The sequence below is a fragment of the Sorangium sp. So ce448 genome, from assembly GCF_051520915.1.
GTDB classification, from domain to species: Bacteria; Myxococcota_A; Polyangia; order Polyangiales; family Polyangiaceae; genus Sorangium; species Sorangium cellulosum_B.
On sequence record NZ_CP150343.1, the window covers coordinates 3145017 to 3158740 of the forward strand.

At 67.3% G+C, this 13724-nt stretch carries 15 protein-coding genes; 6 read left to right on the plus strand and 9 right to left on the minus strand.

What is annotated here, in order from left to right:
- Nucleotides 1-69: 69 nt before the first annotated feature.
- The 4 genes from WMF45_RS12115 to WMF45_RS12130 all read left to right on the plus strand — a co-directional run bounded on the left by WMF45_RS12115 (nt 70) and on the right by WMF45_RS12130 (nt 3170).
- Nucleotides 70-1200 carry a sigma-70 family RNA polymerase sigma factor gene (locus WMF45_RS12115; RefSeq protein ID WP_437717067.1) on the plus strand — a complete coding sequence of 377 codons (1131 nt, stop codon included), beginning with the start codon at nt 70-72 and terminating at the stop codon, nt 1198-1200.
- Nucleotides 1201-1320: 120 nt separating this feature from the next.
- Nucleotides 1321-2217, plus strand: a complete 897-nt coding sequence (locus tag WMF45_RS12120) for a helix-turn-helix transcriptional regulator (RefSeq protein WP_437717068.1) — start codon at nt 1321-1323, stop codon at nt 2215-2217.
- Between the two features lie 192 nt (nt 2218-2409).
- Entirely contained in the window at nt 2410-2973 is a 564-nt protein-coding gene (locus tag WMF45_RS12125; RefSeq protein WP_437717069.1) for a sigma-70 family RNA polymerase sigma factor, read from the plus strand.
- Nucleotides 2970-3170: a hypothetical protein gene (locus WMF45_RS12130; protein ID WP_437717070.1), complete on the plus strand. Its 201-nt coding sequence runs from the start codon at nt 2970-2972 to the stop codon at nt 3168-3170. The genes WMF45_RS12125 and WMF45_RS12130 overlap by 4 nt, the downstream gene beginning before the upstream one ends.
- Before the next feature lie 153 nt (nt 3171-3323).
- Here WMF45_RS12130 and istB read toward each other — a convergent pair whose 3' ends face one another.
- The 3 genes from istB to WMF45_RS12145 all read right to left on the minus strand — a co-directional run bounded on the left by istB (nt 3324) and on the right by WMF45_RS12145 (nt 5685).
- Complete coding sequence (gene istB, locus WMF45_RS12135; protein ID WP_437717071.1) at nt 3324-4106, minus strand: IS21-like element helper ATPase IstB; 783 nt, start codon at nt 4104-4106, stop codon at nt 3324-3326.
- A complete protein-coding gene (istA, locus tag WMF45_RS12140) occupies nt 4103-5341 on the minus strand; it encodes an IS21 family transposase (protein ID WP_437717072.1) in 1239 nt (412 codons plus the stop codon). The genes istB and istA overlap by 4 nt, the downstream gene beginning before the upstream one ends.
- Before the next feature lie 125 nt (nt 5342-5466).
- Nucleotides 5467-5685, minus strand: coding sequence for a hypothetical protein (locus tag WMF45_RS12145; RefSeq protein WP_437717073.1), 219 nt, complete (start codon nt 5683-5685; stop codon nt 5467-5469).
- Nucleotides 5686-6272: 587 nt separating this feature from the next.
- Between WMF45_RS12145 and WMF45_RS12150 the strand changes: the two genes are divergently transcribed.
- Nucleotides 6273-7172, plus strand: coding sequence for a hypothetical protein (locus WMF45_RS12150; RefSeq protein WP_437717074.1), 900 nt, complete (start codon nt 6273-6275; stop codon nt 7170-7172).
- A 625-nt stretch (nt 7173-7797) separates the two neighbouring features.
- Here WMF45_RS12150 and tnpC read toward each other — a convergent pair.
- The 5 genes from tnpC to WMF45_RS12175 form a co-directional block, all read right to left on the minus strand.
- Nucleotides 7798-9480: an IS66 family transposase gene (tnpC, locus tag WMF45_RS12155; protein WP_437709625.1), complete on the minus strand. Its 1683-nt coding sequence runs from the start codon at nt 9478-9480 to the stop codon at nt 7798-7800.
- A gap of 42 nt (nt 9481-9522) precedes the next feature.
- Nucleotides 9523-9894: an IS66 family insertion sequence element accessory protein TnpB gene (gene tnpB, locus WMF45_RS12160; protein ID WP_437709627.1), complete on the minus strand. Its 372-nt coding sequence runs from the start codon at nt 9892-9894 to the stop codon at nt 9523-9525.
- Nucleotides 9891-10232 (minus strand): IS66 family insertion sequence element accessory protein TnpA, encoded by a 342-nt coding sequence (tnpA, locus tag WMF45_RS12165; RefSeq protein WP_437709629.1) that lies wholly within the window; start codon nt 10230-10232, stop codon nt 9891-9893. Before tnpA ends, tnpB begins: the two co-directional genes overlap by 4 nt.
- Nucleotides 10233-10942: 710 nt before the next feature.
- Complete coding sequence (locus tag WMF45_RS12170) at nt 10943-11389, minus strand: hypothetical protein (RefSeq protein WP_437717075.1); 447 nt, start codon at nt 11387-11389, stop codon at nt 10943-10945.
- A complete protein-coding gene (locus tag WMF45_RS12175; RefSeq protein WP_437717076.1) occupies nt 11386-11664 on the minus strand; it encodes a hypothetical protein in 279 nt (92 codons plus the stop codon). Before WMF45_RS12175 ends, WMF45_RS12170 begins: the two co-directional genes overlap by 4 nt.
- A 463-nt stretch (nt 11665-12127) precedes the next feature.
- On the opposite strand from WMF45_RS12175, the gene WMF45_RS12180 reads away from it, so the two are divergent.
- Nucleotides 12128-12559: a hypothetical protein gene (locus tag WMF45_RS12180; RefSeq protein ID WP_437717077.1), complete on the plus strand. Its 432-nt coding sequence runs from the start codon at nt 12128-12130 to the stop codon at nt 12557-12559.
- 190 nt (nt 12560-12749) lie between these two features.
- On the opposite strand, the gene WMF45_RS12185 is transcribed toward WMF45_RS12180, so the two are convergent.
- A complete protein-coding gene (locus WMF45_RS12185; RefSeq protein WP_437717078.1) occupies nt 12750-13616 on the minus strand; it encodes a PAS domain S-box protein in 867 nt (288 codons plus the stop codon).
- Between the last annotated feature and the right edge of the window lie 108 nt (nt 13617-13724).

Genomic DNA, 13724 nt, shown 5'->3' on the forward strand with positions numbered 1-13724 from the left:
ATCCGACCGAAGTTGCTCCTCGACTCATTTCTCTGAACCTTTTGGGCCGCCTCGCGTGTGCTGCTTACCGTGGCCAAGCCAGCGACCGACTCCCCCGGCTTCGAGCTCTTCCGGCGCCTGGCCAGGCGCCACGGTGTACCGGCGCGAAACGCCGAGGATATCGCCCAGGAAGCGCTGCTGCGGGGGCTCGACGCCGACCAACGGATCGAGCCGGGCGGAGATCCGGGGCCCTACCGCGTCACGATCGCCGTCAACCAGGCGCGCAATCACGTCCGGGACGCGCGCTGCCGCGGCGAGGTGCTCACGTCGTTCGATGAGCGCGAGGTCCGAGATGAGCTCCCCACGCCGGAAGAGCTGCTCCGCAGACGGCAGCGGGAAAAGCTCACCCGGCAGCTGATCGACCAACTCGAGCCCAAGTACCGAGATCTCGTGATCAAGCACGACCTCGAGGAGGTCCCGCTCGCCGAGATCGCCGCCGAGCAGGGGCTCCCGCTGGACACGGTGAAGACGCGACACCGGCGGGCGCACAAGGAGCTCGAGGTGCAGGGGGGACGGTGGCAGGCGCAGGAGCGCTCTCAGGGCAGGGACGGGAGCATCTGCGTGCCGCTTGCACTGGGGTTCGGCCGTCGCGCGTGGTGGGTGGCCTCGCTGCGCCGGCTGGGCCTGAGGATCGTCGTTCAGGCCGCGCTCGTCCTGCTGACCGGCGCGCTCGTCTCCGCCGTGCCACCGTTGCCCGACCGGGAATCGTGGATCAGGGCGGTGGCGGTCCGCGCCCCTGCCACCGCGCCCGCGGAGCAGGACGCCGTGGCGCCCCCCGCGCGAGATGGCGCCCAGAGCGCCGCGGGGCCCGCCAGCGGAGATGGGGCCCCCGACGCAGCGGCGCCCGCCGCGGCGACCGCGCACGAGATCTCGTCGCGCACAGAACACGGAAGCACGCACGGCGAGGCGATGGCGACCGGCACGCCTGCTCCCTCGAACGCGACGACGAGAAGTCACCGGGCCGCGCCTCCGGCGAGCGCCGTTCGACCGACCGCCGGCGAGGTCGAGAGGAGCCTGGTCAACCAGGCGCGGAGGGCCATCGAGGCCAACGACGTCATGGCCGACGTCGAGGCTCGCCGGCTGCTCGAGGCCCACGCGCGGCAGTTCCCGCGAGGGCGGCTCGCCGCGGAGCGCGAAGCGCTGCTCAGGCAGCTTCGCTGAATCGTCGGCTATCCATCAACAGCTAGGCAGGCGGGGATAGCGGTGCTGCTTTCGCGCAGCGCAAGGCCGAGATCCGCGTTGTGTCGGACAAGAACGCTCACGTCCAGGAGGCGAAAGTTCATGGAAGACATGCTGGGTGCGATGTGGCTCGTGTCGCCGCTCGGGCTCGCGATGATCGCGTGCGTCGCGATCGGCTTCGCGGTCACCGCGCGCGAAGCGCTGGGACGAGAGCGCGGGCTTCGCGAGGCGCGCGAGCACGCGCATGATGACGAGGCAGCAGCCCTCACCGATGCGAAGGATCAGGCCGCGGGGGAGCGGGACCGATATCGGCGCCTTCTGGACTGTCACGTCGACGCGGCGCTCGCCGAGCTGACAGACGTCCGAGCGTGCCCCGCTCCCCGGCCGGGGAGGGTCCTCGAGTCGTTCTGCGCGACGACGCCTTCGTGGAGGAGAAAGCTGGCCGAGAGCACGGGGTTGGAACCGAGGGAGGTGGAGCGGTTGCTGAGGAGCGACCTGCCGATGACGCCCGGCCTTGCCCGGCAGCTGGAGTCCTTCACCGGCACGCGTGCGCGATACTGGGAGCGCCTGTGGCGGCTACACGACGACCACCGAACGGACGCGGAGACGACAGCGGTAATGCAGATCGGTGCGCCCAGCACCAAGCGTGAGAGCTCGGCGCTTCCCGCGGAGTCGGTGGCGCCGAGCTCGGCGCCACCGACTCCGCCGACGATACCGCCCCGCGCGCTCGACGTTCCTCCGCCCGTGGTGCCGTCTCCCGAGCTTGCGGCCAGGAGCCCGCGCGCGAAGCTCCCGCCGCCTCCGCTGCCGCGGCTTCGGTCGCCGCTCCCTGTCCGCACCGCCGCGGGGGCGGAGCTCGTCCAGCGCGCCGCCACGCTGACGAGCTTTCCGCTACAGCGTGACGAAGGGGGGAAGGGCTCTGCCAACGCGTCCGATTGGGAGGACGTAGAGCGCTCGCCGCTGAACACGACCCTTCCGGGAGTAGGGAGCCATGGATGAGCGCCGCCGCGCTTCGCAGCTACACGCCATCAGGAGTCCGCTGGCGAGCATGCCGCCGCTACGGGAACTGAGCAGCTACGGCTGACGTCTTCCTCTGGCAGCGGACGGGGAAGACAGCGAACCGGTGCCGCATGAGGCGGACGCGCGGCATCACCCGCTTACGGGCGATTGCCCGCGAGGGAGGGTAACGCCATGGATCGTCTGTCGAATGAAGACGAGCGCGCCGCCGCGCACGCGCGCTTGTTTTGCCCGGCGCAGGTTCGTGCCGTGCTGCGCTGGCTGGGGAGGCTGGGGGTCCGCCGGTGCCATCGTCCCGACGTCGCAGGCCAGGTCTGGCTCAACGCCTGGGAGAGCTGGCCCAGGTTCGATCCGAAGCGGGGCAGGCCGGAACGCTGGTTGAACGCGATCACCGTACACGTTGCGTCGCATTATCACCAGCGTATGCAGCACCGCAGGGAGGAGCTCGTCGACTTGATTGATGTGACCGATCCAGCGCCGGATGCCGCTGCCAAGATGGAATCCGACAGCATCAGGACGGGCATTATCGACGCGGTGAACGAGCTCGATCCGAAGCTGCGCTTTGTTCTCGTTGCACATGATCTCAAGGGAGTCTCGATGGCCCAGATCGCCGAAGACGCAGGGCTACCTCTCTCTGTGATTTACAAGCGGCGCGCCAAGGCATTCGGTGCGCTGCGTGACATCATCGGGTTTCGGGAAAACACGGAGGACTTCGCCCGGAGAGTGGGACCGCTATGACGATCAAAGGCCTGGTTGTTCACTTCCGGCGCGACTTGGACGATCACGAGGCCGAGCGAACAATCGACGCTCTCATGATGATCAAAGGGGTTAGCAAGGTGTCACCTATCGCAGCCGGTTACGAGGACGACCTGAACCGGCAGCGGGTCAAGCGGGAGTTGCGCGAGAAGCTGCTCGCGCTTCTGGACGACGAATAGACGTCGAACCCGGCGCTGGCGAACCCGCGCCCGAGGAAGTCAGGGCCAGGGGCGTCACCGAGCCCGCCGCCCCGTGTCTCGGCTTTTGTCAAGCGACAGTAACTTTTGCCCCCCTCACGACAGTAAAACTGACCCCCCTCCCGCGCCCCTGGATCACCTGGCCGGCGCGGCGTTCCCGCCGAGCAGCCCCGCCTTCTTCTTCTGCTTCAGCCTGTAGCTGTCTCCCGAGACCATCAGGGTGTGGCTGTGGTGGAGCAGACGGTCGAGGATGGCGGCAGCGAGGACTTCGTCCCCGAAGACCGTGCCCCACTGCGTCACCACCTGGTTTGTCGTGATCAGGGTGCTGCTCTTCTCGTATCTCCTGGCAACGAGCTGGAAGAAGAGGTGGGCGCTCTGCCTCTCGAAGGGCAGGTAGCCCAGCTCATCGACAACCAGCAACTTCGGCTTCGTGTAGAAGAGGAGCCTCTCCGCGAGCTGCCCCTCGGTTTCGGCCTTCGAGAGCGCCGCCAGCAGCGCGGTCGCGCTCGTGAAGAGCACCGAGTGCCCCGCCTCGACGGCGGCCCGCCCCAGCGCGATGGCCAGGTGCGTCTTGCCCACGCCGGGAGGGCCGAAGACCAGCACGTTCTCGGCCTCGGCGATGAAGCGTCCGGTGGCGAGTTCGCGGACGAGCTTCTGGTCGATCGAGGGCTGAAACTTGAAGTCGAAGTCCTCGAGCGTCTTGATCGTCGGAAAGTGTGCGATCTGGATCCCCATCGCCACCCGCTTGCGCTGCTTGGATCCGATCTCCTCGGAAAGCAGCTTGTCCAGGAAATCGAGGTAGGTCGGCTCGGTCCTGGCCGCCTCGGAGAGCAGGGCGTCGAGCCGCTCGGCGATGGAGCGCATTCTGAGCCGGCTCAGGCTCTCAACAACGCGCGCATGCACCAGTTCGCGGCTCACGAGGCCACCTCCCCGATGACGGCCGCGTAGTCCGACAGGCTACGCCCCATGGCCTCCAAGGCGCTCAGGGGCGCCTCCGGCTGCGTTGGCGCGGTAGGCCTGCGCCACAGCCCATCAACGTGGGTGGGGTCGGTGACGCGAGCATGAGGCTCGAAGGAGCGCTCGTGCCGCGCCACCAGCTCCGTTCCCCGGTAGATGCGGACCTCGCGCTCACCGACGACGACGTCCACGGTGTCGCGCACAAGCCGGTGCGGTACGCTGTAGCGGACCGTGTCCACGTCGACGAGGGCGTCGTTGGCGACGCGTCGGCGAAGCCGCTGCTCTCGCACTGGCAGGGGCCGTGCCGGCAACGGTCGGAGCGCGTGCCGCTCATCGCGCTCGAAGCGCACAAGCGGCGCCTCGTGGGTCGTGCCGTGGATGCGCTGGTCGGCCTCGACCATCCACCGGCTGAGATGTGCTTCCAGCGCGGGAAAGGACTCGAACTCGCGCCCCGCGAGCCCGTTGCGCTTGACGTACTTCACGCCCGACTCCGTCTTGCCCTTGGTGCGCGCCCGGTACGGCCCGCAGGCGCGCGGGGTGACATCCCAATCGCGGCAGAAGGCGAGGTAAGCCGGGTTGAATGTCACGGTGCCTGTCTCACGCTCGCGGCCGAGCACCAGCGAGCGCGCGTTGTCCCCGAGCACGGTGCGAGTGACGCCGCCGAAGTGGCGGAACGCTTCTGCAATCCCTTCGCGCCAGTCGTCCTGTCGCTCGCTCAGAAATGCCTTGACGAAGAGCCTTCGTGAGTGGCTCAATACGGCGACCAACAGGTGCACCCGGACGAATGTGCCGGCGATGCGGACCTGCTTCTGACCAAAATCGATCTGCATCTGGTGACCAGGGGCAGTTTCGAACCGTACGCTGGCCACATCGGCAGCCCTCTCCTCGCGGCGAAGATCGGCAACGATGCGCTGCACGGTCCTCGGGCTCACCGTGATGCCGCGGTTGACGAGCTCGCCTGCGACGACCACGGCGTTGCCCTCCGCCAGGCCGGTGAACAGCTGCTTGGCCTCAGCGCGGCCGTCCTCGTCCAAGCAGCGGCCAGCAGGGCGCACCTGTGCCTCCGCAGCGAGTCCACCGCGCAAATAGCGGCGGACCGTGTTGCGAGCCACGCCGAGCTCCGCGGCGATCCGTTTGGAACCCCACCCGCGACCCGCCAATTCGCGAATCTGCCGGATAATGTCCGGCTCGATCATCTGCAGCACCTCCGAACGGAGAGGTGCCACGTCCAAGTCCCTGTTTTCCAAACCGTTTCCTCCGCTCTGGCGCGAAGGAGGGGGGTCAGTTTTACTGTCGCCAGGGGGTCATTATTACTGTCGCTCTACAGCTTTCGCTTCTCCGTCACGGCAGAGGCGCCGAACTCGCGCTCGAGCGCCACGTTCGCCAGCGCAACGCGCCCATGCGTGGCCAGGCGCACAATGTAACGATACGGCACATACTGTCGCACCGGATCGCCTGAACGGGCCGACAGGATCGAGCTCGTGCGATCCCGTGGCGTGCGCCCGCGTGCATCGACGCTCGGATCTACCTCCGCGGTCACCGAGCTCACTCCCGGGCGAGCTCGACCATGGCTACTGGCCAACGCCAGATGCCAGCGGTGGACCGAGCAGCCGGCCGATCGCCTCGTGGACCACCCGGGCCGCAGTCTCGTCGCCGCACGGGTGAGCGCTGCTGCGAGCGAGGCGACCACAGCGGCCCGGGGTGACGGCTCAGCCGACGCGAGCTCCGCGAGTCCGAGGCCTGCCGGTCGGGCCTGGGTTTGATCCATGCCTTCCGTGGGGGTACGATCCGGGGCCATGATCCCAGGAACTTCGAGCAAAGCGACGGAGCGCGACGGTTTGCCTCCGCGGAATCGTCCCGCCGGTGTTAGACGGATTTCTGGTGTTGAACACCATTGGGGCCTTGCGGCGAAGAGCCGTAAGATTTTCGTGGGGAAACTACAGAAGGCAATGATCTAGACATATCTGGTCCGGCGGCTTCGGTTGACCAATCGACTGATACTTGGGCGGACGTGGCCCCGTGCATCGCGGGGCAACCTGAATTCGAGCCAGCCAGTCAGCCGACCTTTGGGCCACAAAGGCAACAGCTATGCCTAGTCCTAATGACGGAAAATACCTTGAGACGCTCGTGGCGTTCGTTGAACGAAACCTCCTTCCGGTCGGCTTTGAAGTGCGCGCAAACGAGCGTGTTTACAACGACGACGGAGCCCAGATCGCTGAACTTGATCTTGTGATCTCTGGAAAGGTTGGGACAACTGACTTCACCTGGCTCATCGAGTGCCGCGACCGCCCCAGTGACGGACCAGCGCCTGGCTCGTGGATCGAGCAACTCGTCGGGCGTCGAGATCGCTTCGGGTTCAACAAAGTCACGGCCGTTTCAACCACATCGTTCTCACCTGGCGCACTGCAGTACGGTCGGGAGGCCAAGATTGAGCTGCGCGCGGTCCGTTCACTGGCACCTGAGGAGCTCAGCTGGCTGGCAATTCGTCACATCACGCAGCGGCAATACCAGGTTCACCTTGAGCAAACGCAGCTCCATTTCGATCGCGAAACTGACGAAAATCTTAGCGATGCGCTTGCAGAGGCCCTCCGAACGCGACAGCCTGAGGAAAATCTCCTCAAGAGTTCAAAGAACGGCGCATACATTCCGGCGTCGACAGCGTTCGCCCATGCCGTTCGTGCCAGCGACTTACTTGAGGCCCTTGCTCCTGGCGAAGAGAAGCCGGTTCGCCTGCGGGTGGTCTACACGAACGATGACGCGCATTTCGTTGTCGAAACGCATCTCGGCGACATTCGTGTGCAGGCGTTTACATTTATAGGCCGCCTGAAGCTCATTGAACAATTTGTTCCGCTCGAGACGACAAGCAGCTACTTCGACGTCGACGCCTGTGCGGCCATTTCATGGGTTGCATCATTCGCACCGCAAGATATCATGGGTGCGAAGTTCTCACTTGAGTTTCACAAGTTGGCCGCGACAGGAGAGACGCACATGTTGATGCGTCGCGCGACGGACGATGATGGCGTCTAATTTGCCCATCTGCTGCGGGCGGGCGCCCGAGCCGAAGGCGAGGAAGCCCGGCCGCAGCAGATGGGCAAATTAGCGGACCGCGCCGACGTGGCTCGGCCTCTGCGGAGCTGCGCATCTGTCCTAGCCGGGCACCTCGCCAATGTGGCCTCCTACCGTCGGCGCGACCTTGCTCGCCCCTCCAATGTTGGCGCCAGGCCGAGCAGCCGACCGATCGCCTCGTGAACGACCCGGGCCGCCTCCTCATCCCCGAGGGCAACGGCGCGGCTGTATGCGTTCTGTAGACCCCATCCTCGCGTGGTGCGCGCCGTCGCCGTAGATTCGCGGCGCGATGCGAGAGCAAGAGCGGCCTGCGAGGAAGGGTGGCTGGACCCAGCAGCGAGCGGAGGAAGCGGCGGTCGACGCCGAGGTCGCCGCCCGCGTGCACGTCGCCCGCAAGCGCGCCGCGGCGAAGCCACGTGCCACCGATGCCTCGGCCGAGTCGTCGACAAGGCGCCGGAAGCCACGCGTCGACCGCGCGAGCATCGACGAGGCGTCGCCAGCGCGCCAAAGCCGGCGAGCGGCGCGCCCGGCGGGCGGCAAGGTGGCGTCCGTGCCCGCCACATCGGACGGCGACGCTGAGCTGCGATCAGCTGGGCGCCGCGGCCGGCGCCCGGGGCCACGGACTGGCCGCGAGCCGCTGCCGAGCGTCGGCGTTCTCGAGGGTCTGCTTCCAGGACTTGGGAGCGAGCTCGATGATCCGCTCAGGCGGCCAGGTGGGCAGCAGGATCAGCACGTCGCGCAAGTAGGCCCAGGGCTCGATACCGTGCAGCGCACAGGAGGCGATGAGCGACACGATGGTGGCGTTCCACTCGGCACCGTCCTTGCTGCCCACGAAGATCCAGTTCTTCCTGCCCACGGCCTCACGGCGGAGCTCAAGCTCGCTCCGGTTGTTGTCCAGGCGGAGCCGACCATCCTCGAGGAAGCGATTGAGCGCGGTCCATTGGTTGAGCGCATAGCCGATGGCGCCAGCGATGGGGCTCCTCGGCAGGACGAGCAGGTCCTCTGTCTCAAGCCACACGCGGAAGGCCACGAGCACGGGCTCGGCATCCGTTCGGCGCTGCTCGGTTCGACGGCTCGGAGGCAGCTCCTTCGTCGCCTTGTCGATCGCGTAGAGCTTGCGAATGAAGCCGATGGCTACCGTCGCGCGCTCCCGGTCGGAGGTCATCGCCTCGAAGAACTTCCGCCGGCAATGCGCCCAGCAACCGACCTCGGTCACCTGCTCGGTGCGGAAGAGCTGCTCGTAGACATTCGAGGCGTCGGCCTGGACATAGCCCTTGTAGCCGCGAAGGAACTCCTTCGGGCCATCCTGGTTGTGGTGCGGCGTGAATCGGAACAGGACGTGCTCTCGGTCCGCCACCAAGACCCAGAAGTGGCCCCGCCGGCACTTGTCCTTTGCTTGCACGAGCACGCCGGTGGCATCGATGGCGATACAGTGCGCGTTCAGGGCGTCCTTGGCCATCGCCCCGACAAGGATCGCGAGCTTGTTGGCGCACGATTCGACCCAGCCGCACAGCGTCGAGCGCGAGAGGTGAAGGCCCCAGCGCTCGAACATCTTCTCCAGCCGGTGAAGCGGCAAGTGATCCGCGTACTTGCTCACCAGCACGTGCGCGAGCAAACCCGGACCGGCGAGGCTGCGCGGAACAGGGCTGTCGGGGACGTCGGCGATCGTGATGCCTTGCTCGGGCTCACCTTTGACCGCGAACTTCGGCCTCACGATCTGCAGCCGCACGAAGCTCGCGGGCCGCCACTCGAGCGTCTCCGATACCTCCTCGCCGATGCGGACAAGCGCGGTTGCGCGCTCGTCCTGCGCCTCCGGCGGCAACAGCTCGATCCGCTCGACCGGCAGATGCTCGGGCAGGCGTTGCCGCCCGTGCGGGCGGGCTTGACGCCCCTTGTCCCCGCTTCCGGAGGAGCCGTTCGGCGCCGCGCCATCGCGCCCGTCTGGCGAGCCGGTCGCGCCCGCGTCCGGCTGCGCACCGGCGCCCGCGAGCATCTGCAAGATCGCGTCGAAGGCGAGCTGCATCTGCGCTGGGTCGACGTGCTCGGCCTTCTGGCCGAAGATGTGCCGGCGAAACCGCTCCAGCTCGATGCTGGCGAGCTCGTAGAGCTTGCGGTACTCGTCCCGCTCGTGGGCAGCGCGTGCGAGCTTGTCCTTGAGCTCGCGAATCTGCTCTTCGACCGGCTTGCTCACGGCGCTGTAAGTACTCGTGAGCTCCTGCTTTTTGAAGGGGCTTGTTGAGGAAAATTTCCGCCGCTCGATGCAATGCAACCGTGGGTGCTACCCGGGAGCGTGCGAAGCTGTCAGGTGGGATCAGAGCGCCGGAGGCGATGCGGTCTCGGCGAACGGGACCGCTCTCCGCAACTTCGAAGGCGCAAGGGCGATGCCTTCAAGGATCTTCGCGAGCTCGGCGGCGTCGATGATGACGCTCGTGGCTCCCGGAGTGACGGCACGCGGGGCTCGGAATGCCCCGCGCTCAAGCCTTTTGTAAAGTAGACAGTACCCGCTGCGGTCCCACCAAAGGGCCTTGCAGCGGTCGGCCGCCCGGTTGAAAAAGAGGAACAGGGCTCCGGAGAGCGGGTCCTGTCGCAGCACCTCGCGCACGACGGCAGCGAGACCATCGAACGAGCGCCGCAGATCGAGCGGCTCGGTGGCAACGTAGATCGAGACGCGGCCAGGGATCATCGCGCCCCCCCGAGCGCACGAACAACGCGCGCCAGCGTAACCTCGTCGAACGACGGCGGGACGCGGACGACCGCGCCGTCGGGCAGGACGACCTCAAGCGGTGCGCCCGAGGAGAGCGCCGTCGCCTCCGGGGAGGCTACCACCACCGGGAGGAATGAAGGCAGCTTCGCCGCGTCTGGGCGCTGCCGGCACTCGCTCCGCTTCATCCCCAGTCGGCGGCTCCAGGAGTAGAGCGTCCCGGCGTTGACGCCCTCCTGCTCCGCGAACACGCGGGCTGAGTGCCCGCTCTTGTGCCAGCGCGTCACTCGATCGCGCCAGGTGCTTCTGCTTTCGTCCATCGACACCTCCGGCGCAGGGTTTTACGCAGCGTTTGGGCCTCAGGACAGCATGCAGGTCGCCGAACGGATACGCGCGGCTCAGGGTGCTGGCGAGCGAGGCGACCACGGCCGCCCGAGGCGACGGATGGGTCACGGCGAGCTCCCCAGGCCCGGCGCTTGGCAGCTGGGCCCGCGTTGGGCCCATGCCTCCCGAGGGGGAGCGATCCGTCGTCACGCCCTCCCAAAATCCCGGGGCATCCGACGGATCGCGACGGTTCGCCCTCGCGGAATCGTCCCGCCAGAAACACCGGTCGATGACGAACGATCGCCGGAAATAGTAGCGATTTTGATAGCTTCCGCCTGTTTCTCCGCCGAGGGCGGCTTCGGTGTGGCCCAACGGGGCGCCCCCTGCTGCCGCCTTGCCCGGAGCCGCCACCGCCACCGAGACCTCCCGTCGACGAGCCTGGGCGTGGTGACGCGCCTTTTTCCTCATCGCCTTTTCAGAGTCGACGCCTCGCTCTGGTTGGCGGTGACTTCAGAGAAGTTTTACGAAGAGCGTCTGGCGACCGTAGCAGTCGCCGCGCCCCTTTCGGTGTGGTTCGAGCCCGGTCGCGTCGGCTATCTGGGCTTGATCCAAAATCTCCGCCACGACTTCGCGACTCGCTACACGAGCGGCGTCACGCGCTGGCAGCTGGGCGCCGGCCTCGGCACGCGCTTCGGCGCCCTCCGCGCTATTCTGCCCGCGCGCTCTCTTGCTCTTCCTCCTCCAGCTCTTCGAGCAAGGTTTGCATCTCGGCGTCCCGTGCGGGATCCGCCGCGGCTTCGAGCGCGACGCGGAGCTTCGGTGCGACCGTCGCTTCGGCAGCGACGCGCAGGCGCGCGCGGGTGTCCTCTTCGCCGCGCGACGCGAGCGCGAGCGCCGCGGCCGCGCGCACCGGGGGCGGCTGCCCGCCGTCCTCTAGCACGCGGAAGAGCTGCGCGGGCTCGATCGGCGCGCGACGGTGATTCACGTTCGCGCCCACGCCGATCGCGCGGAGATGCGCGATCCACTGGGACGTCGGCCGGCTCCCGCGCACGAGCGCGGCCGCCGTGACGCTGCCATCGGCGGAGCACTCCGATGCGTCGCGGATCCGCTCGATGATCATCGCGATGGTCGACTCCGCCGGGCCCGAGGTCACATGGAGACGACCTCGCCGGTCACGAGCGCGAGCTCGACGCCGACCATCGTGCGCTTATTGTAGGCGCGCTCGAACCGCGAAGCGCGCGCGAGACTCGAATACGGGATGAAGCGGCGCTTCCAGTGCCAGGTGAGCAGCACGCCATCGGCGCCGACGTGGAGCTTCGCGGGCCACGCGGCGAAGGTGGTCGCGGCGACCATCGCGAGCGGGATGGGGGCGAGCAGCACGGCCGACTGCAAAGCGGCCGCGAGGATGCCGCCTGCGATCGTCGTCACGAATATCTCGATGGCTTCGGCGCGTAGGCAAATCAAGCCGGATCGCAGCGCGAGGAAGTGTAGCGCGGCAGAGCGAGAGGGTGGGACCGCGAGCGTCGTGATGGCTCGGTCCTGGGTCGAGATAGCCGCCACGCTTGCGTTTCGGAGCGGCGTCATCGTCCGCCTTCGTAGACTCTTCTGGCTTCGCAGGGCGCGGTCCGATGCGCTTGCGCCATGGACTGCTCCGCCGGGTTGGGACAAGCAAACGCGTTCCGCAACGTCAAGATTCCCGGAGCCGTTCCTGGCTCGTGCAGTCCGACTGTACGAGATCATTGACAGAACGGGCCTTGTGCGATCAGGCAGGTCTTCCACGCCTGAAACACCTGGGATTACCGCGACGTCGCACCAAGCGGAAGGCATGTTACCGTACGACTGTACCCTACTGGCTCGACAAAGTACCCGAATTTCTGGGAAGATAGACCCTATGGGGAAGAACCTGACCTGGAAGACTCAGGACCGTCTCTCCGTGGTCGTGCACAACGAGTGTGCGCCCACGGATCTTGAGTGGAACATCTATCTCAATCACGTGCGTGAGAACGTGAACATTCCCAATCTGAGGGTCTTGGTGTGGACCGATGGTGGATCCCCTGATGGGCGGCAGCGTAAGGCCATGGAGGTGGTGGCACGTCAGGGCTATCCCAACCCTCCGCCGCTCGCGGTGGTGACTCAGAGCATTGTCGTGCGGGCGGTGATGAAGCTCGCGTCCATCTTCAATCCGCATATCCGCTGCTACTCCCCCGAGCAGATCTCCTTGGCGTATATGTATCTGGGGCTCACTCCGGCCGAGCGCGACCTCGCCTCCCAGCTCATGAGGGAGCTCAGAGGGGAATTACGCAGCACGAGGATCGCGTCATGAGTCCTCGTACTGCCAACGAGCCATGTTGCCGCGGCAGGCGCGGGAGCCATGGCGCTCCGACGCCACCTCTTGCCTCGACACCCACACGCTCGAAGTGATCGAGGCCGTTGAGCAGCACCTCCGGTGGTATCGACTCGATGCGAGGCGCTGGGGGGCTCGGCCTGCGACGGAGCTGGCGCCTGAGCGCGGGTCAGCGCCGACGCAGGGCGTCGGCGACGCCCTGCTGCAGGGTGCCGCACGTCGTGATCCCGGTCAGATCCATGCCGGCGCGGACGATGTGCTGGGCGACCTCCGGGCGGATCCCGGTGAGGATCGCCCGCGCCCCGAGGAGGCGGACGGCCCGCGTGGCGCGCAGCAAGGCGTCGGCGACCTGCTCGTCCACGTCGGGCACGCCCGTGATGTCCAGGATGGCGACCCGCGCGCGCCTCTCGGCGACGCCGCGCGAGAGGACCTCGATCACGGCGCTCGCCCGCTCCGGGCTCACCGCGCCGATGAGCGGGAGGATCAGCGTGTCGTCGGTGATCGGCAGCAGCGGCGTCGAGAGCTGCGCCACCATCGCCTGCTGGGCGAGGAGCGCTTCCCGCTGCACGAGCGCGACGCGGGTCGCCTCCTCCGCCCGCCTCCGGTCGGTGATGTCCCGGATGATCGAGACCCTCACCGACCGGCCCTGATAGGGGACCTTCCGGCCGCGGACCTCCGCGAAGAACCGGGAGCCGTCTTTCCGGAGGATGTGGTGCTCGTACGTCACCTCGCTCCCGGAGCGGACGTGATCGATCACGATGTGCCGGTCCTCGGGCGCCGCGAAATCCAGGGCGCTCCGGCCGATCATCTCGTGGGCCTGATACCCCATGAGATCCTCGACGCGAGCGTTCACCTCGACGAGGATCCCCTGCTCGCTGATGGCGATGACGTCCGGCGAGGCGTCCACGAAGCGGGACAGCCGCTGCTCGGTCTCCGCCAGCCGCGCCACCGTCTGCTGGTGCTCCGCGAGCGACCGCGTCAGCTCGTCGACGCGACGCCGCAGCTCCTCCGCGTTCTCCCGTGCATCGTGTTCCATCGTCTTCGTAACCCGGACTGTCCCGCCGCCTCTCGCTCCGGCCTCGCGCGCTCGGCGAGCAGGCGCCGGCGACCACGCAGCCCGGCGCTGGCCACGGGAGGGGCGAGC